The following is a 21,509-nucleotide window of genomic DNA, read 5'->3' on the forward strand; positions in this document are numbered from 1 at the left end:
ACCGTGGCGGCGTAGGCTTTCCCTGTGCCCGAGGTGATTGCCTATCTGGACAATGCGGCCTCCACGCCGTTGTGCCCGGAGGCGGTCGAGGCCATGGCCCCGCTGCACCGGGAGCTGTACGCCAATCCCACCGGCGCCCATCGCATGGCCCGAGACACCCGTCGGCGCATCGACGACGCCCGGGACGTGATGGCCGACGCCCTGGGCTCGTCGCCCGGCGAGATCGTGTTCACCGGCGGGGGCACCGAGGGCGACAACCTGGCGGTGGTGGGTCGCCACCTGCAGGCCGGCGGCGCGCCCGTCTGCTCGGCGGTGGAGCACCATGCGGTGCTGGCACCGGTGGAGCAACTGGGCGGGCGGGTGGCGGCGGTGGACGCCTCCGGGGTGATCGATCTGGACGCCTTGCGGGTCGCCCTGGACGACGACGTGACCGTGGTGTCGGTGATGCTGGCCAACAACGAGACCGGCATGATCCAGCCCTTGGCCGCCGTGGCCGAGGTGGTGCGTTCGGCAGCGCCCCGAGCGGTGCTGCACACCGACGCGGTGCAGGCCTTTCCCTGGCTGGACGTGGCGTCCGTGGCCGAGTGCGCCGATCTGATCTCGGTGAGTGCCCACAAGTTCGGCGGTCCGAAGGGGGTGGGGGCGCTGGTGGTGCGCAGCGGGGTGGAGCTGGCCCCGGTGCTGCTGGGCGGGGGCCAGGAGCGGGGGCTGCGCTCGGGCACCCACAACGCCGCCGGCATCGTGGGCATGGCCGCGGCCGCCGAGGTGGTGAAGAAGACCCGAACCGAGCAGGTGGAACGGCTGGCGGGGCTGCGCGACCGATTGGTGGACGGGGTGCTGGCCGCGGTGGACGGCACCACCGAGACCGGGGTGCGGGCGGGCAAGGTGGCCGGGTCGGCCCACCTGTGCTTTGCGGGCATCGAGTCGGAGGCATTGCTGTTTCTGCTGGAGGACGCCGGGGTGTACGCCTCGGCGGCGTCCTCGTGTTCCAGCGGGGCCCAGGATCCCTCCCACGTGCTGGCCGCCATGGGCTACGACCGGGTGTTGGCCGGGGGGTCGCTGCGGCTGTCGCTCGGCTACGAGACCACCGAGGCCGACATCGACCGGGCCTTGGCCGTGATCCCCGACGCGGTGGCCCGACTGCGGGCCTACGGCCACGGATAACGGTTAGGGGTCGGACCATGGCGGAGGATCAGGACCGGCGGATGCGGGTGTTGGTGGCCATGTCGGGGGGCGTGGACTCCTCGGTGGCCGCCGCGTTGTTGGCCGAGCAGGGCCACGAGGTGGTGGGCGTGACCCTCAAGCTGTGGGGCGGGGAGTCGGACACCGGGTGTTGCTCGGTGTCGGACGTGGAGGACGCCCGCCGGGTGGCCGATCGCCTGGGGGTGCAGCACCACGTGTTCAACTTCGGCGACGAGTTCACTCGGCTGGTGGTGACCCCGTACGTGGACGACCACGCCGCCGGCTTGACTCCCAACCCCTGCATCGAATGCAACCGTCACATCAAGTTCGACAAGTTGACGGTGCGGGCCGAGGCGTTGGGGTTCGATGCGGTGGCCACCGGGCATCACGCCCGCCTGGCGCGCTCGGGCGACGGGTACCGGGTGCAGCGGGGGGTGGACGCGGCCAAGGACCAGTCCTACGTGCTGTACATGCTGGGCCGCCGCCAGTTGGACCGGCTGCTGTTGCCCATCGGCCATCTGACCAAGGACCAGGTGCGGGAGCGGGCCGAGGCGCTGGGCCTGCGCACGGCGGCCAAGCCCGACAGCCAGGACGTGTGTTTCATCGCCAACCGGACGGGGGGGCGATCCGGGTTTCTGGCTCGCCGACTGGAGTCGGTGCCCGCCACGGTGGTGGACGCCGACGGCACCGTGTTGGGATCGGTGGACGCGGCGCAGACGGTGACCATCGGCCAGCGGCGGGGCCTGAACCTGGGCGGAACCGACCAGGCCCGCTACGTGACCGACGTGGACATCGCCGCGGGCCGGGTGACGGTGGGGCGACGGGACGATCTGCTCACCACCACCCAGAACGTCACGGGCATCCAATGGACCGACCGCCCGGTGGAGGGCCCGGTTGACATCCAGGTCAGCGCCCACGGCACCCCGGCCGCCGGGAGGGTGGTGGCCGCCCCGTCGCGGCCGGAGGGTTCGGGCTCGGTGTGCTGGAACGAACCCCAGCGTCGGGTGGCGCCCGGCCAGGCGGTGGTGTTCTACCAGGGTGATCTGGTGGTCGGCGGGGCGGTGGCCACCCGGACTTCAGCCGCCCCGTCCGAGTCGACTCAGTCTCACGCCGCCCAGTCTCAATTGACGATCGCGCGCAGCTCCTGAAGCCGAGGGGCGATCACCTCGGCGATGACGGCGGGTCGCTCGGCGGCGGAGGCCCGGGCGGCGTCGCCCCACAGCGCCCGACCGGCGGTGAAGCCCGCACAGCCCGACACCACCGCCACCGCGAGTTGGTCCCGGTACGCCTCGTAAGAGCCGCCGCCCGACAGCAGCGTCCACGGCATGTCGCAGCGGGCGGAAATCTCCGAACAGGCCGCCGCCCATCGGCTGCGGTCGGGGTCGTGCTCCCCGTCCACCGGGAAGGGCAGTTTCAGCACGTCGGGGCCCAGGGGGGCGAACCGGTCCACGGTGTCGAGCACGATGCGGGTGCGGGCCGCCGGGCCGTCCAGGCCGTAGAACATGGGCTCCAGCAACAGGGGAATCCCCACCCGGCGGCATTCTTCCAGGATGGCGCCCACCGCCTGCTCCTGGGCGGCGGCGTGAGGGCGGTCGGGCCGGTACAGCACCAGTAGTTTGGCGGCGGCCGCCCCGCAGTCGGCGGCCGCCTGCACCGACCAGCCCTCGAGGACCGCCACCGGGGCGGCCTCGGGGTCGGACAGGTAGCCCTGGGCCTCCAGGGCGGCGGTGAAACCAACCCGAGGGGGCAGGATGCCGTCGAGAAGGTGGGGAATGGAGTACTCCGGTTCCAGCATCACCCCGGTGGCGCCGGCGGCCAGCCCGGACACCAGGTCGCGCTTGAAGGCCACGATGGCCTCGGTGGTCACCGCTTCGGGATTGTCGGGGCCCAGCACCGGTCGCAGCGAGTCGCGGTGGTCGATGGCCAGCACGGCGAAGTGTCCTTCGTGGGTCAGGTCGGCGACGCTCATGTCAGTGGGCTGACGTCGGCCGTCGGTGCGGCCATCGGCACATCACGGGGAGGGGGTGGCGCCCGCCACCGGGAGCTGCCAGGCCCCGGCCGACCAGTCGGCCTCGATCCAGGTGTGCTCGGCGGCGAAGCAGGGCGGGGTCCGGCGCTCGTCGTCGTAGAGCTCCCCGGCGAGGTAGTTCAGGAAGTACATGTTGGCGCTGGGACACGCCGTCGAGGTGTGGTACCCCTTGGGCACCAACACCACGTCGCCGTCGTGGGCCACCACCGCCTCGTCGAACCCTTCCTCGGTGCGCCAGTTGCGGTGGACGGCGTAGCCCTCGGGGCGGTCCAGCCGGAAGTAGTACACCTCCTCCAGGTAGGGCGAGCCGTCCCGGCCGTCGTGGCAGTGGGGCGGCCAGCCCGACCAGGTGCCCCGGGGTACGAACACCTCGTAGAGGATGAGACGCTCGGCGGGCAGGGGATGGGCCAGGGTGTGGACCACCTGGCGGTAGGCCTGGCCGCCGCCCCGTATCTCCACCCGCATTTCGTCGGGTTCGATGACCCGGGCCGGGTGGCGACCCTCGGCCGGGGCCGACCCCACCGCGGCCACCAGCGAGTCCTCAGTGGAGAGGGCGAACGGCGTGTCGGGGGGCAGATACACCACCCGACCCAACTCCTCGAACACCGAGGTGCGGCTGATGGTGGTGTCGATGTCGCCCGCCTGCACCCGCCCGGCGCCGGAGAGGGGCACGATGGCGGTCTCCCGGTCGGCCTCCTGCCCCGACCACGGGTGCGACGGGGTGAGTTCCACCACCGAGAAGGCCACGTTCTTCCACCCGGCCGATGCCGGGGTGACGTCCAGCACCCGCCCCGGCCCCGGCTGGGGTCGGATGGGACCTGATGCGGGGCCGGTGGTCATGGGTGTCCTCCTGGGGTCGGGTCGAGGTAGCCGGTGTCCAACTGGTACCTGAACCGCTCCAGCAGCGCCCGGGTGCCCAACGGCTCGTAGCCCAGCACCTCGGCGGTGCGCACGGGGCGGATGGTGCTGTCGCGGGGGATGCGGGCCCCGGCCAGCGACGCCATCATCTCCGGGTCGGGGGGGATGGACCGCAGGAGCGACGGATCCTGGCCGAACACCTCGCAGGCGGTTCGGGCCAGGGCCATGCGACCGGCCGGTTCGGCCCCGCAACAGTGGAACACGCCGTGGGCGTCGGGGTCGGCGGCGATCAGCCACATGGCCTCGGCGCACTCGCTGGCCAGGCTGGGGGTGGCCCTCATGTTGATGTCGTCGCTCTCCCACACCCCGAAGGTCCGGCCCTGCGACACCGCGTCCAGCACCGAGGACACGAAGTAGCCGAAGCCGGGATCCTGGCCCCGGGGCATCTCGGTCCGGGCCCAATGCACCCCGTTCACCGCCGACACCCGGGCCACCGCGGCTCGGTCGGCCCGCAGCAGGGCGGCCTGCTCGCTCATGGCCTTGAGAACCCCGTAGTAGTTCACCGGGTTGGGCGGGGTGTGCTCGTCGGCCCCGGCCTGGGTGCCGTCGAACACCCAATCGGTGGACACCACGATCAGCTTGGCCCCCACCCGGTTGGCCGTCTCGGCCATGGTCAAGGTGGCCTCCACGTAGCTGCGCCAGGCCAGGTCCCGCTGGGCGTAGATGCCGGCCAGGTCGTTGAGGATCATGGCGTGGACGATCACGTCGGGGGCGAAGTTGTCCACGCTGGCCTGCACCGCCTCGGCGTCCAGCAAATCCAGCGGCTCGGTGGTGTAGCCCTCGGGGTGGTTGGGGACAAAGGAGTGGACCGGGCAGTGCACCGTGGCCCGGTGACGCTCGGCGAACACCTTCACGATGTTGGCCCCGACAAAGCCGGTACCCCCGGTGATGTAGGCCCGCATCACGCAGCCCCGTGGGGCGGTCGGCCCGGGGGCCGGGGCCGGATTGGTCGGTGTTGGCGGTTGGGGGACACGGGGACTCCCTTCAGGTGATCTCGTGGATGCCGACGGGGCGGTGCTCGCGCACCGAGCGCCAGGCGGCCAGACCGATGACCAGCGGGGCCCGTCCGTCGGCCAGGGTGACCGGCGAGGGCGCCCCCGACATCATGGCGGTGAAGGCGTCCCATTCGGCCAGATACGAGGGGATGTAGCGGTCGAGAAAGAAGTAGGGCAGGGTCGGGGCTTGCGCGCCCTCGGCGGTGCGGGTGAGCGCGGTGGCGGTGAGGGGGTTCTCCGAGGCGGCCATCCCGGCCGACCCGAAGGCCTCCACCCGCTGGTCGTACCCGTACACGGCCTGGCGGCTGTTGTCGATGGTGCTGATGGCCCCGTTGGCGTGATGGCAGACGATGACCGCGGTGTCCAGGTCGCCCACCTCGCCGATGGCGTCGTCCACCAGCACCGCCCCGGTGGCGTACACCTCGGTGACCTCGCTGCCGGTGATGTAGCGGATCATGTCGAAATCGTGGATGGTCATGTCGCAGAAGATCCCGCCGGATTCGTCCAGGTACATCAGCGGGGGCGGCTCGGGGTCACGACTGGAGATGCGCACCAGATGCACGTCGCCGATCTCGCCGCCGGCCACCCGGTCGCGCACGTAACGGTGGCTGGGGTCGAAGCGCCGGTTGAAGCCCACCTGCACGGCAATGCCGGCCGCCTCGGCGGCGGCGATGCCCCGGTCCACGTCGGCCAGGTTCAACGCCAGGGGCTTTTCCACGAACGCGGCCTTGCCCGCGTGGGCGGCGGCCACCAGCAGGTCGATGTGGGTGTGGGTGGACGAGCAGATGGCCACCGCGTCCACGTCGTCGGCCTCGAAAACCTCGGCCGGTTCGGTGGCCTGGCGGACGCCCAGGTCCCGGGCCAGGGCGGCGGCTGCGTCGGGGACCACGTCGTGGACGGCGGCCACCTCGGCGCCGGGCACCTGCCGGGCGATCAGCTCGGCGTGCATCCGGCCGATCCGCCCACAACCCAGCACTCCGATGCGCACCGGCGTCATGTCGGCACGCTCTTGGTTTGGGGCTGGAGGGCCGATGGAGCCGGTTGGGCCTGGAGGGCCGACACCACCCGGCCGTTTCGGATCTCCACCGGATACAGGGCCAGCGGCACGGTGGCCGGTCGTCGCACGGCTTGGCCCGACCGCAGGTCGAAGCGGCCGTTGTGCTTGGGGCATTCCACCTCATCGCCCATCACGGCCCCTTCGGCCAGGTGGGCCTGGCCGTGGGTACACCGTCCTTGGCTGCACACCAGGGTGCCGTCGTCCAGTCGGAACAGGGCGTAGGTGTCGTCGCCCACGTCCACCCGCCGCCCGCCGCCGGGGGCGGGTTCGCCGGCCGGTCCGAGGTCGAACATCCCGTCGTGGTGGTCGCCCGCCCACACATTGTGCCCGGTGTTCACGAAGGCCCGGCCGCCGCCGGGCGGCGTGGGGAGTTCGTCCCGGGGGGTGTCGTAGGAGGGGTCGCGCCACTGGCGGCGCATGGTGGTCGCGATGTCGCGGTAGGCCGACCAGGTGTTGGGCGCGGCCGGGGCCAGGTGGTGGCGCACTTCCTGGTGCAGGGCGGGCAGGGCGTAGTAGGGCACGGTGGGAAAGATGTGGTGCTCAACGTGGTAGTTCATGTTGGAGTAGAGAAAGCGCAGCACCGGGTTCATGTACACCGTGCGGGTGTTCAGGCGGTGGTCGAGCACGTCTTCTTGCAGTCCGGCGTGCTGGGTCATGGCGAAGAACGCCATCAGCCAGGCGCCGTAGATGGTGGGCAGCCCCACGTAGAGCAACGGCACGATGGTCCAGGCCGCCACCGACCAGGCGGTGGCCCCCGACAGCACGGCGATGTAGGCCCAGGATTCCCAGCGCAGTTTGCCCAACTCGTCGGCGGGGACGAAGGAGCGGGCCTCGTCGTCGATGCGGCCCAGGGCGTGTTTGGCGGTGCGTACCACCATCCTGGGCACGTTCAGCACCGGCAGGAACACCTGGGCCACCGACAGGGGCGAGGACGGGCGGGGGAAGATGATCTCGGCGTCGCGTCCCACCACGATGGTGTCGGTGTGGTGGCGCACGTGCGACCAGCGCCACAGGGTGGGTTGGCGCAGCAGCATGAACGAGGCCAGGTAGTACACCACGTCGTTCAGCCATTTGGCTTTGAAGGCGGTGCCGTGGCCGCATTCGTGCCAGCGGGAGTCGCCCGCGCCGCCGTAGAGCGCGCCGTAGGCGGCGAAGGCGGGGATGGCCCACCACGTGCCCAGCGAGATGAAGGCCAGGTAGCCGAACCCGGCCAAGAGCCCCAACCAGGCGGCGGTGTCGACGGCTGCCCGGGCGTTGCCCCGCACCTGCAGTTGGCGCAGGCGCTCCGGGTCGATGGGCGGGCGGAACCACTCGGCCTCCACCAGGCCGGCGGCCGCCGCCCGTGGCGCTTCGGGGCCGCCCACCCGGTAGTCGCGCCCCGCTACCACCGCGGTGCCTCCCGGCGTGTCGGGTTCACCATCCCACCCGCTGGGCCGCTTTGCCCGCGTCCATGGCCGCTCGGGCGGCGGTCACCTGGGGGCGGGCGCTCACCTCGGGCACGCCCACTTCCCAGAACGAGCCCCCCTCGGTCCAGCGCTCGGGGTGGGTGTGGAGGGCGATCACGTAGGTGCGGTCGGCGGCCCGGGCCCGACCGAAGGCGGCCTCCAGCTCGGCGATGGTGGACACCGTTTCGGCCTGGCACCCCATGGCCCTGGCGTGGGCGGCGAAGTCCACCGGGGTCGCCTCCTGCACCCGGGCGTCGGCGATGAGGTTGTTGAACCCCACCCCGCCCTGGGCCAGTTGCAGGCGGTTGATGACGGCGTAGCCGCCGTTGTCGCACACGATGACGATGAGCTTGTGGCCGCAGAGCACCGTGCTGTAGAGGTCGCTGTTCATCATCAGATAGGAGCCGTCGCCCACCAGCACCACCACCTCCCGCTCGGGCAGCGCCATCTTGGCCCCCCACCCGCCGGAGATCTCGTAGCCCATGCACGAGTAGCCGTACTCGCAGTCGAAGGAATGCACGTGACGGCCCCGCCAGCCGTTCACCAGCTCGCCGGGGAACCCGCCCGCGGCGGCCAGCACGTAGGTGGATTCGTCGGCGGCCCGGTCCACCACCCCCACCACCTGGGCGTAGGTGGGCAGTGCCCGGCCGTCGTCGGGGTAGTCGTCGTCCGATGCGCCCGTCGAGGTGACCGTCTCGGGGGCGGCGATCTTGTCGATGTAGGCGTGGTACTGCGAGGTCTCCGCCGCCGCCCGGTCGGACCATTGCTCGGGGGCCCGGAACTCGCCGAGGGCGGCCCCCAACTCGGTCAGTCCCTCGCGGGCGTCGGCCACCAGGGGCAGGCTGCGGTGCTTGGTGGCGTCGAACCGGGCGGCGTTGAGGCCGATGATGTGCAGATCCCGGCCACCGCCGAACACCGTCCACGAACCGGTGACGAAGTCCCCCAAACGGGTGCCCACCGCCAGCACCACGTCGGCCTCGGCGGCCATGGCGTTGGCCGAGGCGCAGCCGGTGACGCCGATGGGCCCGCAGTTGAGCGGGTGGTCGGCCACCAGGCAGGTGCGCCCGGCCACCGTCTCCACCACCGGGATGTTGTGGATCTCGGCGAAGGCCCGCAATTGGTCCTCGGCCAGTGACCAGTGGACCCCGCCGCCCGCCACGATCAGTGGTCGCTCGGCGGTGGCCAGAGCGGCCGCTGCTCGGCGAAGCTCCCCGATGTCGGGCCGGGGACGGCGGATTTCATGGACGGTCTCCTCGAAGAAGCCGACGGGGTAGTCGTGGGCCTCGGCCTGCACGTCCTGGGGGAGCCCGATGAAGGCGGGCCCGCAGTCGCCGGGGTCCAGCATGGTGGCCACCGCATTGGGCAGGGAGTGCACCACCTGGGCCGGGGTGGTGATGCGGTCCCAGTAGCGGACCACGGGTCGGAAGGCGTCGTTGACGGTGGCGGTGGGGTCACCGAAGTGCTCCACCTGCTGGAGCACCGGGTCGGGAACCCGGCTGTTGAAGGTGTCGCCCGCCAGGAGCAAGAGCGGCATGCGGTTGGCCATGGCCACCGCGGCCGCCGTCACCATGTTGGTGGCACCGGGGCCGATGGAGCTGGTGGCGGCCATGATCCGCTGCCGCCGGTTGGCCTTGGTGTAGGCCACCGCGGCCAGGGCCATGCCCTGCTCGTTCTGGCCCCGCCAGGTGGGAAGCGCCTCGCCCGCTTGTTCCAGTTCGTGGCCCAGACAGGTGACGTTGCCGTGACCGAAAATGGCGAACACCCCGGCGAACAGGGGCACGGTGTGGCCGTCGACCTCGATGCGCTGGGCGGCCAGGTAGCGCACGATGGCGCCGGAGGTGGTCAGCCGGATGGTCTCCATGGTTCGCCTCCCTTCAGTCGATCCTCAGCGACACGACATCTTCCCAGGTTCCGGACTCCCAGCTCTTCAGCATGGCCGCCTGCACGCTCACACAGTCCAGGGCCTGCTCCATGCCCGCGTGGTGGGGTCGGCCCTCGGCCACCGCGGTGAGGAACTCGTGGTCCTGGATGGCCACCATGTCCTCGAAGCCGATGGAGTTGGCGTCGCCGGGCACGAAGGCCCGCTGGAAGGGGTGGCGCTCGCCCGCCCGCACGGTGGTGTAGCCCTGGTGGGGGTCGCAGGCCCGGAACACCTGGAGCTCGTTGAGGGTCTCGTGATTCCAGCTCAGCGCCCCCTCGGTGCCGTACACGTCGAAGGCCATCTGGCTTTGGGGGCCGACGATGGCCCGGCCGGCCTCGAACACCCCGTGGCTGCCGTTGGCGAACACCGCCAACGCGCCGAAGTAGTCCTCGTTGGTGACCTCGCCGGTGGGGTCGTCGGGGTGGCCCCGGTCGTAGTGGGTGCCCGCTGCGGCGGGCAGCGGTCGCTCGGTGATGAAGGTCTCCCCGGTGCCCACCACCCGGGTGATGGGGCCGTTGAGCAAGAGGGCCAGGTCGATGGCGTGGCTCATGATGTCGGTGGTGGCCCCGTGGCCGGCCTGGTCGAGAAGGAAGCGCCACGACAACAGGCCCAGCGGGTCGGCCCCGTACATGGAGAAGAAGCGGCCCCGGTAGTTGGTGATCCGGCCCAGCTCCCCGGATTCGATGAGGTGGCGGGCGTGGATCACCAGGGGGGCGAAGCGGTAGTTGTAGCCCACGCCGGTGATCACCCCGGCCCGGCGGCAGGCTTGTTCGATGCGGGCGGTCTGGGCGGGGGTGCCGCCCACCGGCTTCTCACAGAAGACGTGCTTGCCCGCGGCGGCGGCCGCGGTCACCAGGGGCTCGTGCCACATGTTGGGGGCGCACACGAACACGGCGTCCACGTCGGGGTGCTCCATGGCCGCCCGCCAGTCGTCGGCGGCGGTGCGGAAGCCGAAGGAGTCGGTGGCGGTGTGTCGCCGGGCGTCGACGGTGTCCGAGCAGATCACCAGGTCCAGGTCGTAGGCCCGGTCGTCGAACAGGGTGGGCAGCCGCAGACAGGAGCGGGCGTGGGCCTGGCCCATCCAACCGAAGCCCACCACCCCCAGTCCCAGGCGGGTCCGGGCGCTCATGGCATGGTGGCGGGGTCGATGAAGCGGCGATCCACGGCGGGGTGGGTGGCGCCGGGGTCGAGCAGGTGCTCGGGGGTACCGCCCCGCAGCCAGATCAGTACCTGCTCCAGGGCGTGGCCCACCAGCCGGACCACCCCCACGGTGGTGGAGGAGGCCACGTGGGGAGTCACCACCACGTTGTCCCGTCCCAGTAGGGGATGGTCGGGGGGGAGGGGTTCGGGATCGGTCACGTCGAGGCCCGCGCCGCCCACGTGGCCGGAGTCGAGGGCGGCCACCAGGGCCGGGTGATCCACCAGCGCTCCGCGGGCGCAGTTCACGATCACCACGCCGGGTTGCATGGCGGCCAGCGAGGCTGCGTTGACCAGGTGGCGGGTCTCGGGGGTGGCCGGGGCGTGCAGCGACACCACGTCGGCCTCGGCCCAGATGCGGTCGAGGCCGACCAGCTCGCCCACCGGGGCGGCGTCGAGGTAGGGGTCGCTGAGGAGCACGGTCATGCCCAGGGCCTCGGCGTAGCAGCCCAGGCGACTGCCGATCCGCCCTCCCCCCACCAGGCCGAGGGTGCGGCCGTCCAGCTCCATCGCTCGGGTGCCCGAGCCCGCTCGGGGGCCGCGAGGGTTCCCGTCGGTCAGGCTCCGCTCGGATTGTTTGAGCCGTTTGGTCACCGCCAGCATCAGGGCGAGGGCGTGCTCGGCGGTGGACACGGTGGGGGCGTCGGGGGCGTTGCAGGTGGCCACGCCGTGGGCCGCGCAGGCCGCCGGGTTCACGTTGTCGTAGCCGATGCCCGAGCGGGCCACCACTTTGAGGCGGGGCAGCCTACGGCAGGCGTCGTCATCCCATGGCTGATCGGCCCCCACCACCACGCCGTCGGCGTCCTCGGGGCCCGACACCAACTCCACGTCGGCGGGAACGTTCACGCCCGGGGGGATGGGTCGGTCGACCCAGATGCGAAAGCGCTGCGGGGAGTCGCTCATGTCGGTGGTGGGGGGAGGTTCATCGTGCTCGGGCCAGCATCTCGTCGATCTCAACGGGGGTGGGCATGGCGTGGGAACAGGCCAGGCGGCCGGCCACGATGGCCCCGGCGGCGTTGGCCCGGGTGACGATCTCCACCGGGTCGAGGTTGCTCAGCAGGCCGTCGGCCAGCGATCCGCCGAAGGCGTCACCGGCCCCGAGCCCACACACCACCTCCACCGGGATGGGGGGAATCTCGGATCGTCCGTCGGGGGTGGCCACCAGCACGCCGTCGGCCCCCTGCTTCACGACGGCCATGGCCACCCCTCGTTCCAACAGCCGGTCGGCGGCCCCGTGGGGGTCGGCGGTGCCCACCGCGATGTCGCACTCGGTGCGGTTGCCCACCACCACGGTGGCCATCTCCACCGCCGGGCCGATGTGCTCGCTCGCCTGGTGGGGTGATACCCAGAAGCTGGGCCGGTAGTCCAGGTCGAGCACGGTGTGGGGACGTCGGGCCCGCCGCTGGAGCACGTCGCGCACCGTGGAGCGGGACGGCTCCTGGGCGAACCGGGATCCGGTGGTCCACAGCACGGGCACGGTGGCGGCCAGATCGGGGATGTCGGTGGGCTGCAGGTTCATCTCGGCGCCCCGGGGTTCCCGGTAGAACAGCAGCGGGGGGTCGGTCGGGGGATCGAGGGCGCAGAAGGCCAGCGCCGTGCGCAATTCGGGGTCGGTGGACACAAAGCGGTTGTCCACGCCGAACTCCTCGGCCAACGCGGTGCGTATGTACTGGCCGAAGCCGTCGTCGCCCACCCGGGTGACCACCGCGGCCCGACGGCCCAGCCGGGCGCAGGCCACGGCCACGTTGGTGGGGGAGCCGCCGATAGACTTGGCGAACGACTGGACCTCGCTCAGGGGCACGCCGCTCTGTTGGGGATAGAGGTCGACGCTGACCCGGCCGATGGTCAGCACCTCGGGGTCGGGTTGCGGCACGTCGGCGGTCGCCGCGGGTGCGTCCGGCACTCAATCCAGGTTAGTGGCGCGCTCGTTCCGGCGACGCACCACTAGACGTTGGCCTGGGCCAGTTCGTGTTGCAGCGCTTCCAGTTCGGCCCCGCCCGCCATGAGCTGGGTCAGCTCGGCCTGCGACAGCTCTTCTTTGGACCAGTTGCCCATGGATTGGCCCCGGTTGAGGATCACGAAGCGATCGCCCACCGGGTAGGCGTGGTTGGGGTTGTGGGTGATGAAGATCACCGCCAGCCCCCGGTCGCGGGCCTCGATGATGCGCCGCAGCACCACCCCCGACTGCTTGACCCCCAGCGCCGAGGTGGGCTCGTCCAGGATCAGCACACGGGCGCCGAAGTAGCTGGCCCGGGCGATGGCCACCGACTGCCGCTCGCCGCCGGAGAGGGTGCCCACGCTCTGTTCCACGTCACGGATGTCGATGCCCATTTTGGCCATCTCCTCCCGGGCGATGCGCTTGGCCCCCTCGATGTCGATCTGGCGGAAGGGCCAGATGCCCGTCTTGGGTTCGGAGCCCAGAAAGAAGTTCCGCCACACCGACATGAGCGGCACCATGGCCAAGTCCTGGTACACGGTGGCGATGCCCCGGGCCAGGGCCTCGCGGGGTGAGTTGAAGCGCACCTCCTGGCCCTCCATGAGCAGCCGCCCCTCGTCGTGCTGATGCACGCCGGCCAGGATCTTGATGAAGGTGGACTTGCCCGCCCCGTTGTCGCCGAGCACGCAGGTGACCTCGCCGGGGTTCACGGTGGTGGTCACCCCGGTCAGGGCAATGATGTTCCCGTAGAACTTCGAGATGTTCTGGAGTTCGAGAAAGTCGGCCATCAGCAGGTCTCCTTGCCGTGGGTTTCGAATACAGAGTGCAGGACGGAGCCAGTGGCGGTCATCGGGACTTCTCCGCTTGCTGGCGCACGTAGTTGTTGACGAGCACCGCCACCAGCAGGAGGGCCCCCAGCACCAGGAAGCGCCAGTCGCTGTTCCAGGTGGCAAAAGCGATGCCCTGGCTGATCATGCCCCAGATGACGGCGCCGATGGCCGCCCCGATGGCCGATCCGTAGCCCCCGGTGAGCAGGCAGCCGCCGACCACGGCCACGATGATGTACTGGAACTCCTTGCCGTTGCCCAGGTCGGCCTGCACCGAGTTCAGCTCGAAGGCCAGCACCATGCCGGTGACCCAGGCCGAGGCCGACACCAGCATGAACAGCGTGGTCTTGGTGCGGCCCGCGGGCACCCCCACCGAGCGGGAGGCGTCCTTGTTGCCCCCCACCGCGAAGATCCAGTTGCCGAATTGGGTGCGGGCCAACACCCAGGCGCCCACCACGGCGAACAGGATGAACAGCATCACCCCCACCCCGAAACTGGTCTTGGCTCGGGTAGCCTCGAACTCCGCCTGGGTGATGAACAGCATCTTGGCGGCCAGACCCAGACCCACCGAACCCAGGCCCACCCCCACCAGCGAGCGGCCCACGCTCTGGTCGGAGGTGAACAGGGTGCGGCCGACGGTGGCCAACGCGTGTACGGCAAAGACCACGATGCCGCCCTTGGCCACCCCGGTGATCATGCTGTAGAGAATGCCGTCCCCGTCGGCCAGCTCCAGGATCATCGACACCAGCCCGGCGAGCACGCCCAGCCCCACCCCCACTTGGCGAACGAACGGGGAGGCGGGCGCTGGCGGCGGTGCCGAGGTGCGTCGGGCGGCGATCATGCGCGACACCGCGGAGGCCGCCAGGAGCAACGCGATGAGCAGCAGGGCGGTGAACAACTCCACCCGGAGCTTTCGGGAGTCGGCCTCCGACCGGATGAAGAAGGCCAGCACCACGATGCCCACCGACGTCAGGAGGCTGAGCGCCACCGTCTGACCTCGACGATTGGCCGCCAGGCTCACCATCACCACGCCGGCCAAGGCCAAGCCGCCGAAGAGCACCGCCCGGGCACCCTGGACGGTCATCATGTAGCTGATGGCCGGTATGAGAGCAACCACCGCGCCAATGGCCGGGTACTTGGCGCTCACCTTGCCCAGGGCGGCCAGCACGGCCAAAACCCCGGTGGCCCCGATGCCCAGGGCCAGAATGGTCCGGCCGGCGGCCCCGCTCAAGAAGTCGAGCTGGTTGGCGTTGTCGGCGTCCATCACCGCGGCGATGAGGATGGCCCCGACGATGGCCACGATCCCCACTCCCAGATAGCGGAGGACTTGCGGGTCGCGGCGGGATTCCGCTGCTTCTCGTTGGGCGGGCTGGTACCGGGCCTGACACCAGCCGGCTACGCCGAGGAGCACCCCGGCGCCGGTGACGACGCCGAAGACCCAGTTGGATGAGGTGCCGTCCTGCGTCAACAACAACAGGAAGCCGAACGTGGCCACCAGGGTGCCGATGAGGGCGATCAGGTAGCCGACAGGATTGGAATGCTCCCGACGGGCGTAGGCCAACTCCATGGTGCCCACCAGCAACACCACCCCCCCGATGATGAGCAGGCCTGCCCAGGCCCAGTCGCGACCATCCCAGATGTGCTCGTTGCGCACCCATCGGGCACCGAAGATGTTGTCCCAGAATCTGTAGCCGCTGGACTCGTCCAGCCCTTCCACTATCACCTTGTTGGTGAAGAGTTTGGCGTAGCCCGCCTTGGCCCCCCAGATGATGAAGAACGTGCCCAGGGTGACGATGAAGCTGGGCAGGGAGGTCTTCTCCACCAGGGTGCCGTTGAACCAGCCGATGGCCAAGGCGAAGGCCAGCGACAACGGCACGGCCAGATGGAGGCTGAGCCCGGCGCCACCGAGCGTGGCGGTGTCGCTGCTCAACAGCACGACGATCATGGCGGTGGCCCCGGTCATGGCCCCCGAGGACAGGTCGAACTCCCCCCCGATCATCAAGAGACCCACCGGTACCGCCATCAAGCCGAGGGTGGCGGCCACGTCCAAATAGTTGGCGGTGGCCCCCACTTGGCCGAAGCTCTCGGCCACCAGCCAGAACATCACCCAGACGCCGACGGCGCCGATCAGGGCCCCGATGTCGGGGCGGGTGAGCAACTGCTGGACCGGGCCCCGATGGGCCAGTCGCTCGTCTCCGGCGGGCGATGGCGTTGCCGCCGCGCCGTTCGTGGTGGTTGATTCGGCCACGAAAGCCCCCCTCCACTGTGTCGTTGTGCGCCGAGGGCTCACCTCAGCGAGTTGACCAAGTAGCGCTCACTGTAGACGAAAAAAGGGGAGCGCCGCCCGGATCATGCCGGACGACGCTCCCCGAGTTGTACTGGTGCCCCTCAGCTTCTATCGCGCGCCCGCGCGGCGCTGAGGGTCAGCGTGTGGGTTTAGCGGGTTCCTTCGGCCACCAGCGCCTTGACCACCGATGCGTTGGCGGTGTCGACGAAGCCCGGACCGGTGAGAATGGGAAGGCCGCCACCGGCGGTATTCTGGTTGGTGGCCTGCAGGTGCATCAGGATCACCGGCAGGTACCCCTGCAGGTACTGCTGCTGGTCAACGGTGAAGGCTACTCTGCCCGCCTCGATCTCGTCGATCAGGTCGCTGGACAGGTCGAAGCCGCCGATGACGAGGTCGCGCCCTGCTTGTTCACCCGCCTCCAGCGCTCGCAGCGGCAGGTTCGGACCCACGCCGAGCACGCCGTCGATGCTCGAGTCACCCTGGAGGATGGCGGCGATTTGGTTCTGCTGGGTCTCGGGCTCGGCATCGAGTCCGACGAACTCCGAGGTCACCTCGCCGTTGAAGGTCTCGGCAAGGCCGTTGCAACGCTCTTCGAGGGCCACATTGGACTGCTCCTGGCGGGCACACAGCACGTGGGTGGCGCCCAGCGCGTTGAACCGCTCACCGGCGCCGTTCCCTGCCACGGTCTCGGTCTGGCCGATGTGGGTGACCCCACCGAGGTCCTTGTAGTTGTTCACCCCGGAATTGAGGGTGTACAGCGGGATGCCCGCCTCCACTACCTCCCGGGCCGCGCCCTCGACGCCCGCGGGGTCGGCCAGCGAGATGGCGATGCCGGAGGAACCGGCGGCGATGGCCGCCCGGATGTCGGAGGCTTGCTTCACGGCGTCGTTGTTGGATCCGATGTAGACCACTTCGCAGCCGATGGCGGCGGCGGCGTCCCTCACGGCCACCTCGACCACCGACCAGAACACGCCGGAATCACCGTGGGTGATCACGTGGTAGGTGTGGTCACAGCCCTGGGTGGGCTGCACCTCGACCACCTCGGTGGGCTCGGGTGCCTGCGTGGCCGGGGCCGCTTCCTGGGTCGGCTCGCTGGGAGCGGGCTCGCTGCTGTCGTCGTCGTTGCCGCAGGCCGCGCCTACGAGCACCAACGCCAACACCACGGCCAGCAATTTCCATAGGTTTCTCATGATTGAGCTACTCCTCTCAAAGTAGTGTCAAAGGTTCTAGCTTACTTCAGTCGAGGTAACGGGACCGGCCCGGGTCCCGGCGAGCGCTGGTTCCAGGCTGCGCAGGAAGGCGACGCTTTGGTGGGCATCCGACCGCAATCGGTCCAGAGCGGTGGGGTCGCCTTCGGCGATGGCCGCGTCCTGCTCCAGCACATACCAGGGTTGGTGCCCCGTACTTTCGAAGAGTTCCACCATGTCGGCGATGGGCAACCCGCCCTGGCCCAAGGGGGGAAACAGGCCCTGCTGCACTCCCTTCATCAGGGAGAGTTGTCCGGAGGTCACCTGATCGGCGGTGGCCAGGTTCATGTCCTTGAGGTGGACCAGGGCAATCCGGTCGAGGTAGCGCCGGGCTTGGCGGGCGATGTCACCGCCGCCGAGGTGCAGGTGGGCGGAATCGAACACCAGTGGGGTATCGCCGGCGTCGAGCACCCTCTCGGTCTCGGCGGCCGTCTCCACCAGGGACCCGAAGTGGGGGTGGAGGGCTTGGATGAGCCCGTGGTCGGCGGCGATTTGGCTCACCTCGCCCAGGGACTCGGCCACCACCGACCACTGGTGGTCGGCCAGCGGCACCAGGCGCCAGTTGTGGGGGTGGCTCACGGCGCAGGAGACGAAGAAGCGCCCGCCGCCTCCGGCGATGAGGGTGGCCGCTTCCTCGGCGGCGGCCCGGGTCCGGGCGGCCAAGGCCGGTTCGTGCAGCACCAGGGGGACGAAGCCTCCGAGCAGCGACAGCCCGTGACGGTCGAGCACGGCGCGAAGCTCGCTGGGATCGGTGGGCAGGTAGCCGAGCGAACCCAACTCGGTGTAGGTGAATCCCGCCGCCGCCATCTCGGTCAGCACCGCGTCCACGGGAAGCTGATGGCCCCAGCCGGGCATCTCGCAGACCCCCCAACTGATCGGTGCGGTGGCGATCCGCTCCAGCAGCTTCATGGGCGCGCCCTGTCGTCCGCGGCAATGCCCTCTGAGCGACCCTGCTCGCACCCCTCCACCCGCTCATTCTTGAGCGTGCTCAACCCATGGTCAAGCCGACCCCCGTACCGCCCGGCCCCCCATCGACCCCCACAGCCAAGGCTCACCCCCGGCCCGCAACGGTCTCTGCCTGAATCCCAGAGATTCAATCTCAAGCCGCAGCATACTGCGACCCCCAGCAACGAACCGCCCCGTCCTCCCGCAACGCACAGGTGTGATAGTCCCCCGCGGAGATCGCAGTGAAGGTACCCTCAGGAATATTGTCCAACTGGCCGGTCACGCCGTCGAATCTGTCACCATTGGAACCCCAGCATGCGAGCGACCCGTCCTCCCGCAAAGCACAAGTATGGTCTTGGCCAGCGGAGATGGCGGTGAATTTACCCTGAGGCACACCATTGAGCTGCCCATACGAGTTGCTGCCTGAGCAGGCAATCCTGCCATTCTCGAGAATGCCGCAAATGTGGGAAAGACCAGTGGAGAGATCGATGAAGGGGCCAGCCGGAAGGGCAGCCCACAAGAGCCTGTTTGTCCCCCAGCATCTGGCTGTGCCATCCAAGAGCACACCACAAGCATAATTTTGGCTGGTGTCGATGGAGGCGAACTTCCCAGCAGGTGCCCGGAGCGAAGTTGAACTCAGATAGCCCCAGCACTCAGCCGTGGAGTCGGTCCTGAGTCCACAACTCAACCAGGTACCGGCAGAAATATCAACGAACTCTCCAGAGGGTGAGTTACTGACAACATTAGAATCATCAGAACCCCAACAGTCTACCGTATCGTCCAGCAAGATTGCGCAGGTATGAATGTGACCCGCTGCAACTTGTTTGAACTTGCCGGATACATTGCCTCCTGACTGTCCAGCGCCACTACCCCAACAATCAACCTCATTGTCGGGTCGTATACCACAGGTGAAGCTCCGACCAGCGTCAATGGACGCAAAGCTACCCCCAGGGACGTCAAGTCCTCTGAAGTAGTCGCCACCCCAGCAATCGATCGCACTAATAGCATTCAGGCCACAGATATAGTCTCCTCCGGCATCGATACTTTGGAAGACTCCCTCGGGCACGCCATCTTGGGCACCGCTGCCACCACCCCAGCACATCACTTCCCCATCTGTGGTGAGGGCACAGGAGTGTCTCGTGCCAGAAGACACTGTTTCGAATTGGCCTACATCCCCATCTCCGGCTGCATCCAACATATCCATGGGTGTCCCCAGGATGTCACCCCAGCATACCAAGGCACCCGTAGTCCGGATACCGCAAGAGTGATCGCCACCAGCGGAGACCGACTGGAATCTCCCTGCAGGAGGTGTAGCTTGCCCAACGTCATTGCGTCCCCAGCAGCGCACCGTGCCGTTGGCCCTCAACGCGCAGGCGTGCTGGTCCCCAACATCCAAGTTGCTGTACTGACCTGCAGGCGCATTAGTCACATTGAAGAAATTCTCTCCCCAGCACCTGATGGAGCCTTGAGCGCGAAGCCCGCAGGTGAAGTTGTCTCCTGCCGCTATTGTTTGGAAGGAGGTATCTGGCACCGCTAGTTGGCCACGGTGATCCCGTCCCCAGCAAGTGACACTGCCATCAACTCGCAATCCACAACTATGGAACTTGCCCACAGTGATGGAAGTAAAGTCCCCTGATGGTGACCTCATCGGTTCAACAAAGTTACTGCCCCAACACTGCACAGACTTGTCAATGCGGATACCACAGCCATGGTAGGTATTCACGGCCACAGCGCTGAAGGGTCCAGTGGGTGGTTGAAGATGTTCAAGTCGACAACGGTCGTGGAGTGGCCAGTCGAGACCTAAGAGGGCATCGCATGCAATCCGATTGTTATCGAGGGGAATGTACTCGGTATATAGCATGATGGACGGGTAGGGTGAGAATTCATCTAGGTCAAATAGGCTGCGGCCGAGTTGACGTGCGATAGCTAGATGGTACTGATCTTCATTTCCGTAAGATTCCAGAGTTGGAATGACCAAAATATGTTCAAGGATGAACACATTTGTACCAAACTCCGATGGGTCATCCCACAGGATCAGGCCGTTATCAAAGTTTGAGGTCTCTCTTGCATCAGAAATGCAAGGCCTTTCTTCTAATGGGCCCTCATGGCTACCTATGTTCTCAGTTTCCCAATCGATATTGGGTCTCAAAATGGTGGCGGGAATGAAATTGATTCCTTCGGTCGCAGACGATTCTCTCAAGAAGAAACTACCGACAGTCTCATTGAGCCGAGCGGCTTCAGCTTGCAATTGGTCCGAAGTGGTGGCAGCGCTCTCTGGAACACAATAGAACAGGTGAATGTCAATCAACGAGGGAGGAGAGGACGGAACGCATCCGTCGGGGACAAGTTGGGTGTCGATGTCGAATCGGCATCGGTACACGTTCAGCAGGGCTTCTTGGGCGGTGATGAGCTCGTCGCGAACGAGGATGTCGTTGGTGGTGGGGGTGCCGGTGAAGGCACCGGGGTTGGTGCTGCCCTGGGAGGGCTCGCCATCACGGCATCCGCCGGGCACCTGCTGGGTGTCAATGTCGAACCGGCATCGATAGACGTTGAGCAGCGACTCCTGAGCGGCAATCAGGTCATCCCTCAACTGCACGTGCTCCAAGGGCACATCCTCACTCTGGGCGGCCGCAACAGTGGTGTTGACGGCGATGACCCCGGTGCACAGCACCGCGACCGCCAGGATCCTGGCCACCAGGCCGTTCAGTGATGCGATCATGAGAACCCTCCTGTCGATACGAGGTGGTGGCATTCTGCCCCGTGGAGCTTGAGCAAGTCCACTACCTCATGAGCCTCTGCCAGGCGTTCCGGTCATGGGATAGACAAATGGATCTTATCCACAGGTTAAGGAACTGCTGAGAAGGGGGACTCACTCCAGGGAACTGAGCACCATCTGGTGTAGTTCGGTGAGTGCGGGTGTGATGTCGTGTTCAACCAGGATGCCGTGCATGCCGAGGTTGCGGGAGGCGGCGACGTTGGGGGGAAAGTCGTCCAGGAAGACGGTGGCTGCGGGGGTGGTGACATCCAGGCGGGCCAGGGCCAGGTGATAGATGGCGGGATCGGGCTTGCGCAGGCCCACGTCGCTGGAATCGATCACGTCCTCGAACAGTTCGTCCACCGGGATGAGCCCCCGCCATGCCGTGCCGAATTCCTTGGCGTTGTTGGTGATGATGGCCTGCCTGATGCCAGCGTGATTCAACTCCCGCACTTTGGCCACGGCCTGTTCCCGGCGCTCGTCGCTGTCGTCCCCGGCCATGGCCTTGAAGAAACCCTCGGCACTGAACCCCTCGATGCCGTCGGACCGGCACGCCTCGGTGGCGGCCTCCAACGCCTCGGCCAGGGTGCCTTCACCCCGCTCCAGGCGGTGCCACGGGTGGTCGCCATTGGCTTCGTACCGTCCGAAGACGTGCTCCAGAAGCCGCTCATTGGTGGTGCCCAAGGACCGGGCGTACCCATCGAGGCGAAATGGCGACCCCGTGAACACCCCCCCAAAGTCCCAAAAGACCGCCTCTATCACAGCACC

At 68.3% G+C, this 21,509-nt stretch carries 17 protein-coding genes; 2 read left to right on the forward strand and 15 right to left on the reverse strand.

The window, feature by feature from the left end; all coding sequences use genetic code 11:
- Positions 1 to 24: 24 nt before the first annotated feature.
- Together ACOQPQ_RS01370 and mnmA are read left to right on the forward strand one after the other, a co-directional pair.
- Positions 25 to 1,164, forward strand: coding sequence for a cysteine desulfurase family protein (locus tag ACOQPQ_RS01370; RefSeq protein WP_420637648.1), 1,140 nt, complete (start codon positions 25 to 27; stop codon positions 1,162 to 1,164).
- Positions 1,165 to 1,181: 17 nt separating this feature from the next.
- Positions 1,182 to 2,330 (forward strand): tRNA 2-thiouridine(34) synthase MnmA, encoded by a 1,149-nt coding sequence (gene mnmA / locus ACOQPQ_RS01375; RefSeq protein WP_420637649.1) that lies wholly within the window; start codon positions 1,182 to 1,184, stop codon positions 2,328 to 2,330.
- Here mnmA and ACOQPQ_RS01380 read toward each other — a convergent pair.
- The 15 genes from ACOQPQ_RS01380 to ACOQPQ_RS01450 form a co-directional block, all read right to left on the reverse strand.
- Complete coding sequence (locus ACOQPQ_RS01380; protein WP_420637650.1) at positions 2,303 to 3,151, reverse strand: 2-deoxy-5-keto-D-gluconate 6-phosphate aldolase domain-containing protein; 849 nt, start codon at positions 3,149 to 3,151, stop codon at positions 2,303 to 2,305. The two genes, mnmA and ACOQPQ_RS01380, sit on opposite strands and share 28 nt — an antisense overlap.
- Positions 3,152 to 3,193: 42 nt before the next feature.
- On the reverse strand, positions 3,194 to 4,051 hold the full coding sequence (gene iolB / locus ACOQPQ_RS01385) for a 5-deoxy-glucuronate isomerase (RefSeq protein ID WP_420637651.1): 858 nt from the start codon (positions 4,049 to 4,051) through the stop codon (positions 3,194 to 3,196).
- A complete protein-coding gene (locus tag ACOQPQ_RS01390; RefSeq protein WP_420637652.1) occupies positions 4,048 to 5,031 on the reverse strand; it encodes an SDR family oxidoreductase in 984 nt (327 codons plus the stop codon). The genes iolB and ACOQPQ_RS01390 overlap by 4 nt, the downstream gene beginning before the upstream one ends.
- A gap of 82 nt (positions 5,032 to 5,113) precedes the next feature.
- Positions 5,114 to 6,121 (reverse strand): inositol 2-dehydrogenase, encoded by a 1,008-nt coding sequence (gene iolG, locus ACOQPQ_RS01395; RefSeq protein WP_420637653.1) that lies wholly within the window; start codon positions 6,119 to 6,121, stop codon positions 5,114 to 5,116.
- The gene (locus tag ACOQPQ_RS01400; protein ID WP_420637654.1) at positions 6,118 to 7,569 is read right to left on the reverse strand and encodes a fatty acid desaturase; all 1,452 of its coding nucleotides are present in this window, start codon (positions 7,567 to 7,569) and stop codon (positions 6,118 to 6,120) included. Before ACOQPQ_RS01400 ends, iolG begins: the two co-directional genes overlap by 4 nt.
- 25 nt (positions 7,570 to 7,594) lie before the next feature.
- A complete protein-coding gene (iolD, locus tag ACOQPQ_RS01405; RefSeq protein ID WP_420637655.1) occupies positions 7,595 to 9,487 on the reverse strand; it encodes a 3D-(3,5/4)-trihydroxycyclohexane-1,2-dione acylhydrolase (decyclizing) in 1,893 nt (630 codons plus the stop codon).
- 13 nt (positions 9,488 to 9,500) lie between these two features.
- Positions 9,501 to 10,676: a Gfo/Idh/MocA family protein gene (locus tag ACOQPQ_RS01410; protein WP_420637656.1), complete on the reverse strand. Its 1,176-nt coding sequence runs from the start codon at positions 10,674 to 10,676 to the stop codon at positions 9,501 to 9,503.
- Positions 10,673 to 11,647: an NAD(P)-dependent oxidoreductase gene (locus ACOQPQ_RS01415; protein ID WP_420637657.1), complete on the reverse strand. Its 975-nt coding sequence runs from the start codon at positions 11,645 to 11,647 to the stop codon at positions 10,673 to 10,675. The genes ACOQPQ_RS01410 and ACOQPQ_RS01415 overlap by 4 nt, the downstream gene beginning before the upstream one ends.
- A 19-nt stretch (positions 11,648 to 11,666) precedes the next feature.
- A complete protein-coding gene (gene iolC / locus ACOQPQ_RS01420) occupies positions 11,667 to 12,647 on the reverse strand; it encodes a 5-dehydro-2-deoxygluconokinase (protein WP_420637658.1) in 981 nt (326 codons plus the stop codon).
- A gap of 41 nt (positions 12,648 to 12,688) precedes the next feature.
- Entirely contained in the window at positions 12,689 to 13,468 is a 780-nt protein-coding gene (locus ACOQPQ_RS01425) for an ATP-binding cassette domain-containing protein (protein WP_420637659.1), read from the reverse strand.
- A gap of 58 nt (positions 13,469 to 13,526) precedes the next feature.
- Positions 13,527 to 15,755, reverse strand: coding sequence for an ABC transporter permease (locus tag ACOQPQ_RS01430; RefSeq protein WP_420637660.1), 2,229 nt, complete (start codon positions 15,753 to 15,755; stop codon positions 13,527 to 13,529).
- Positions 15,756 to 15,943: 188 nt separating this feature from the next.
- A complete protein-coding gene (locus ACOQPQ_RS01435; RefSeq protein WP_420637661.1) occupies positions 15,944 to 16,984 on the reverse strand; it encodes a substrate-binding domain-containing protein in 1,041 nt (346 codons plus the stop codon).
- A gap of 36 nt (positions 16,985 to 17,020) precedes the next feature.
- Positions 17,021 to 17,950, reverse strand: a complete 930-nt coding sequence (locus ACOQPQ_RS01440) for a sugar phosphate isomerase/epimerase family protein (protein ID WP_420637662.1) — start codon at positions 17,948 to 17,950, stop codon at positions 17,021 to 17,023.
- A 190-nt stretch (positions 17,951 to 18,140) separates the two neighbouring features.
- The gene (locus ACOQPQ_RS01445) at positions 18,141 to 20,705 is read right to left on the reverse strand and encodes an RCC1 domain-containing protein (protein ID WP_420637663.1); all 2,565 of its coding nucleotides are present in this window, start codon (positions 20,703 to 20,705) and stop codon (positions 18,141 to 18,143) included.
- 150 nt (positions 20,706 to 20,855) lie between these two features.
- Positions 20,856 to 21,503, reverse strand: a complete 648-nt coding sequence (locus ACOQPQ_RS01450; RefSeq protein ID WP_420637664.1) for an HAD family hydrolase — start codon at positions 21,501 to 21,503, stop codon at positions 20,856 to 20,858.
- Between the last annotated feature and the right edge of the window lie 6 nt (positions 21,504 to 21,509).

It is taken from the genome of Candidatus Poriferisocius sp. (assembly GCF_965219775.1).
Classification (GTDB): Bacteria; Actinomycetota; Acidimicrobiia; order Acidimicrobiales; family Bin134; genus Poriferisocius.

Coding starts and splice junctions, on each gene's coding strand:
- iolB (WP_420637651.1), bottom strand. CDS start 4,051: ATGACCACCGGCCCCGCATCAGGTCCCATCCGACCCCAGCCGGGGCCG.
- mnmA (WP_420637649.1), top strand. CDS start 1,182: ATGGCGGAGGATCAGGACCGGCGGATGCGGGTGTTGGTGGCCATGTCG.
- ACOQPQ_RS01435 (WP_420637661.1), bottom strand. CDS start 16,984: ATGAGAAACCTATGGAAATTGCTGGCCGTGGTGTTGGCGTTGGTGCTC.
- ACOQPQ_RS01380 (WP_420637650.1), bottom strand. CDS start 3,151: ATGAGCGTCGCCGACCTGACCCACGAAGGACACTTCGCCGTGCTGGCC.
- ACOQPQ_RS01390 (WP_420637652.1), bottom strand. CDS start 5,031: ATGCGGGCCTACATCACCGGGGGTACCGGCTTTGTCGGGGCCAACATC.
- ACOQPQ_RS01410 (WP_420637656.1), bottom strand. CDS start 10,676: ATGAGCGCCCGGACCCGCCTGGGACTGGGGGTGGTGGGCTTCGGTTGG.
- iolD (WP_420637655.1), bottom strand. CDS start 9,487: ATGGAGACCATCCGGCTGACCACCTCCGGCGCCATCGTGCGCTACCTG.
- ACOQPQ_RS01440 (WP_420637662.1), bottom strand. CDS start 17,950: ATGAAGCTGCTGGAGCGGATCGCCACCGCACCGATCAGTTGGGGGGTC.
- ACOQPQ_RS01425 (WP_420637659.1), bottom strand. CDS start 13,468: ATGGCCGACTTTCTCGAACTCCAGAACATCTCGAAGTTCTACGGGAAC.
- ACOQPQ_RS01415 (WP_420637657.1), bottom strand. CDS start 11,647: ATGAGCGACTCCCCGCAGCGCTTTCGCATCTGGGTCGACCGACCCATC.
- iolG (WP_420637653.1), bottom strand. CDS start 6,121: ATGACGCCGGTGCGCATCGGAGTGCTGGGTTGTGGGCGGATCGGCCGG.
- ACOQPQ_RS01445 (WP_420637663.1), bottom strand. CDS start 20,705: ATGATCGCATCACTGAACGGCCTGGTGGCCAGGATCCTGGCGGTCGCG.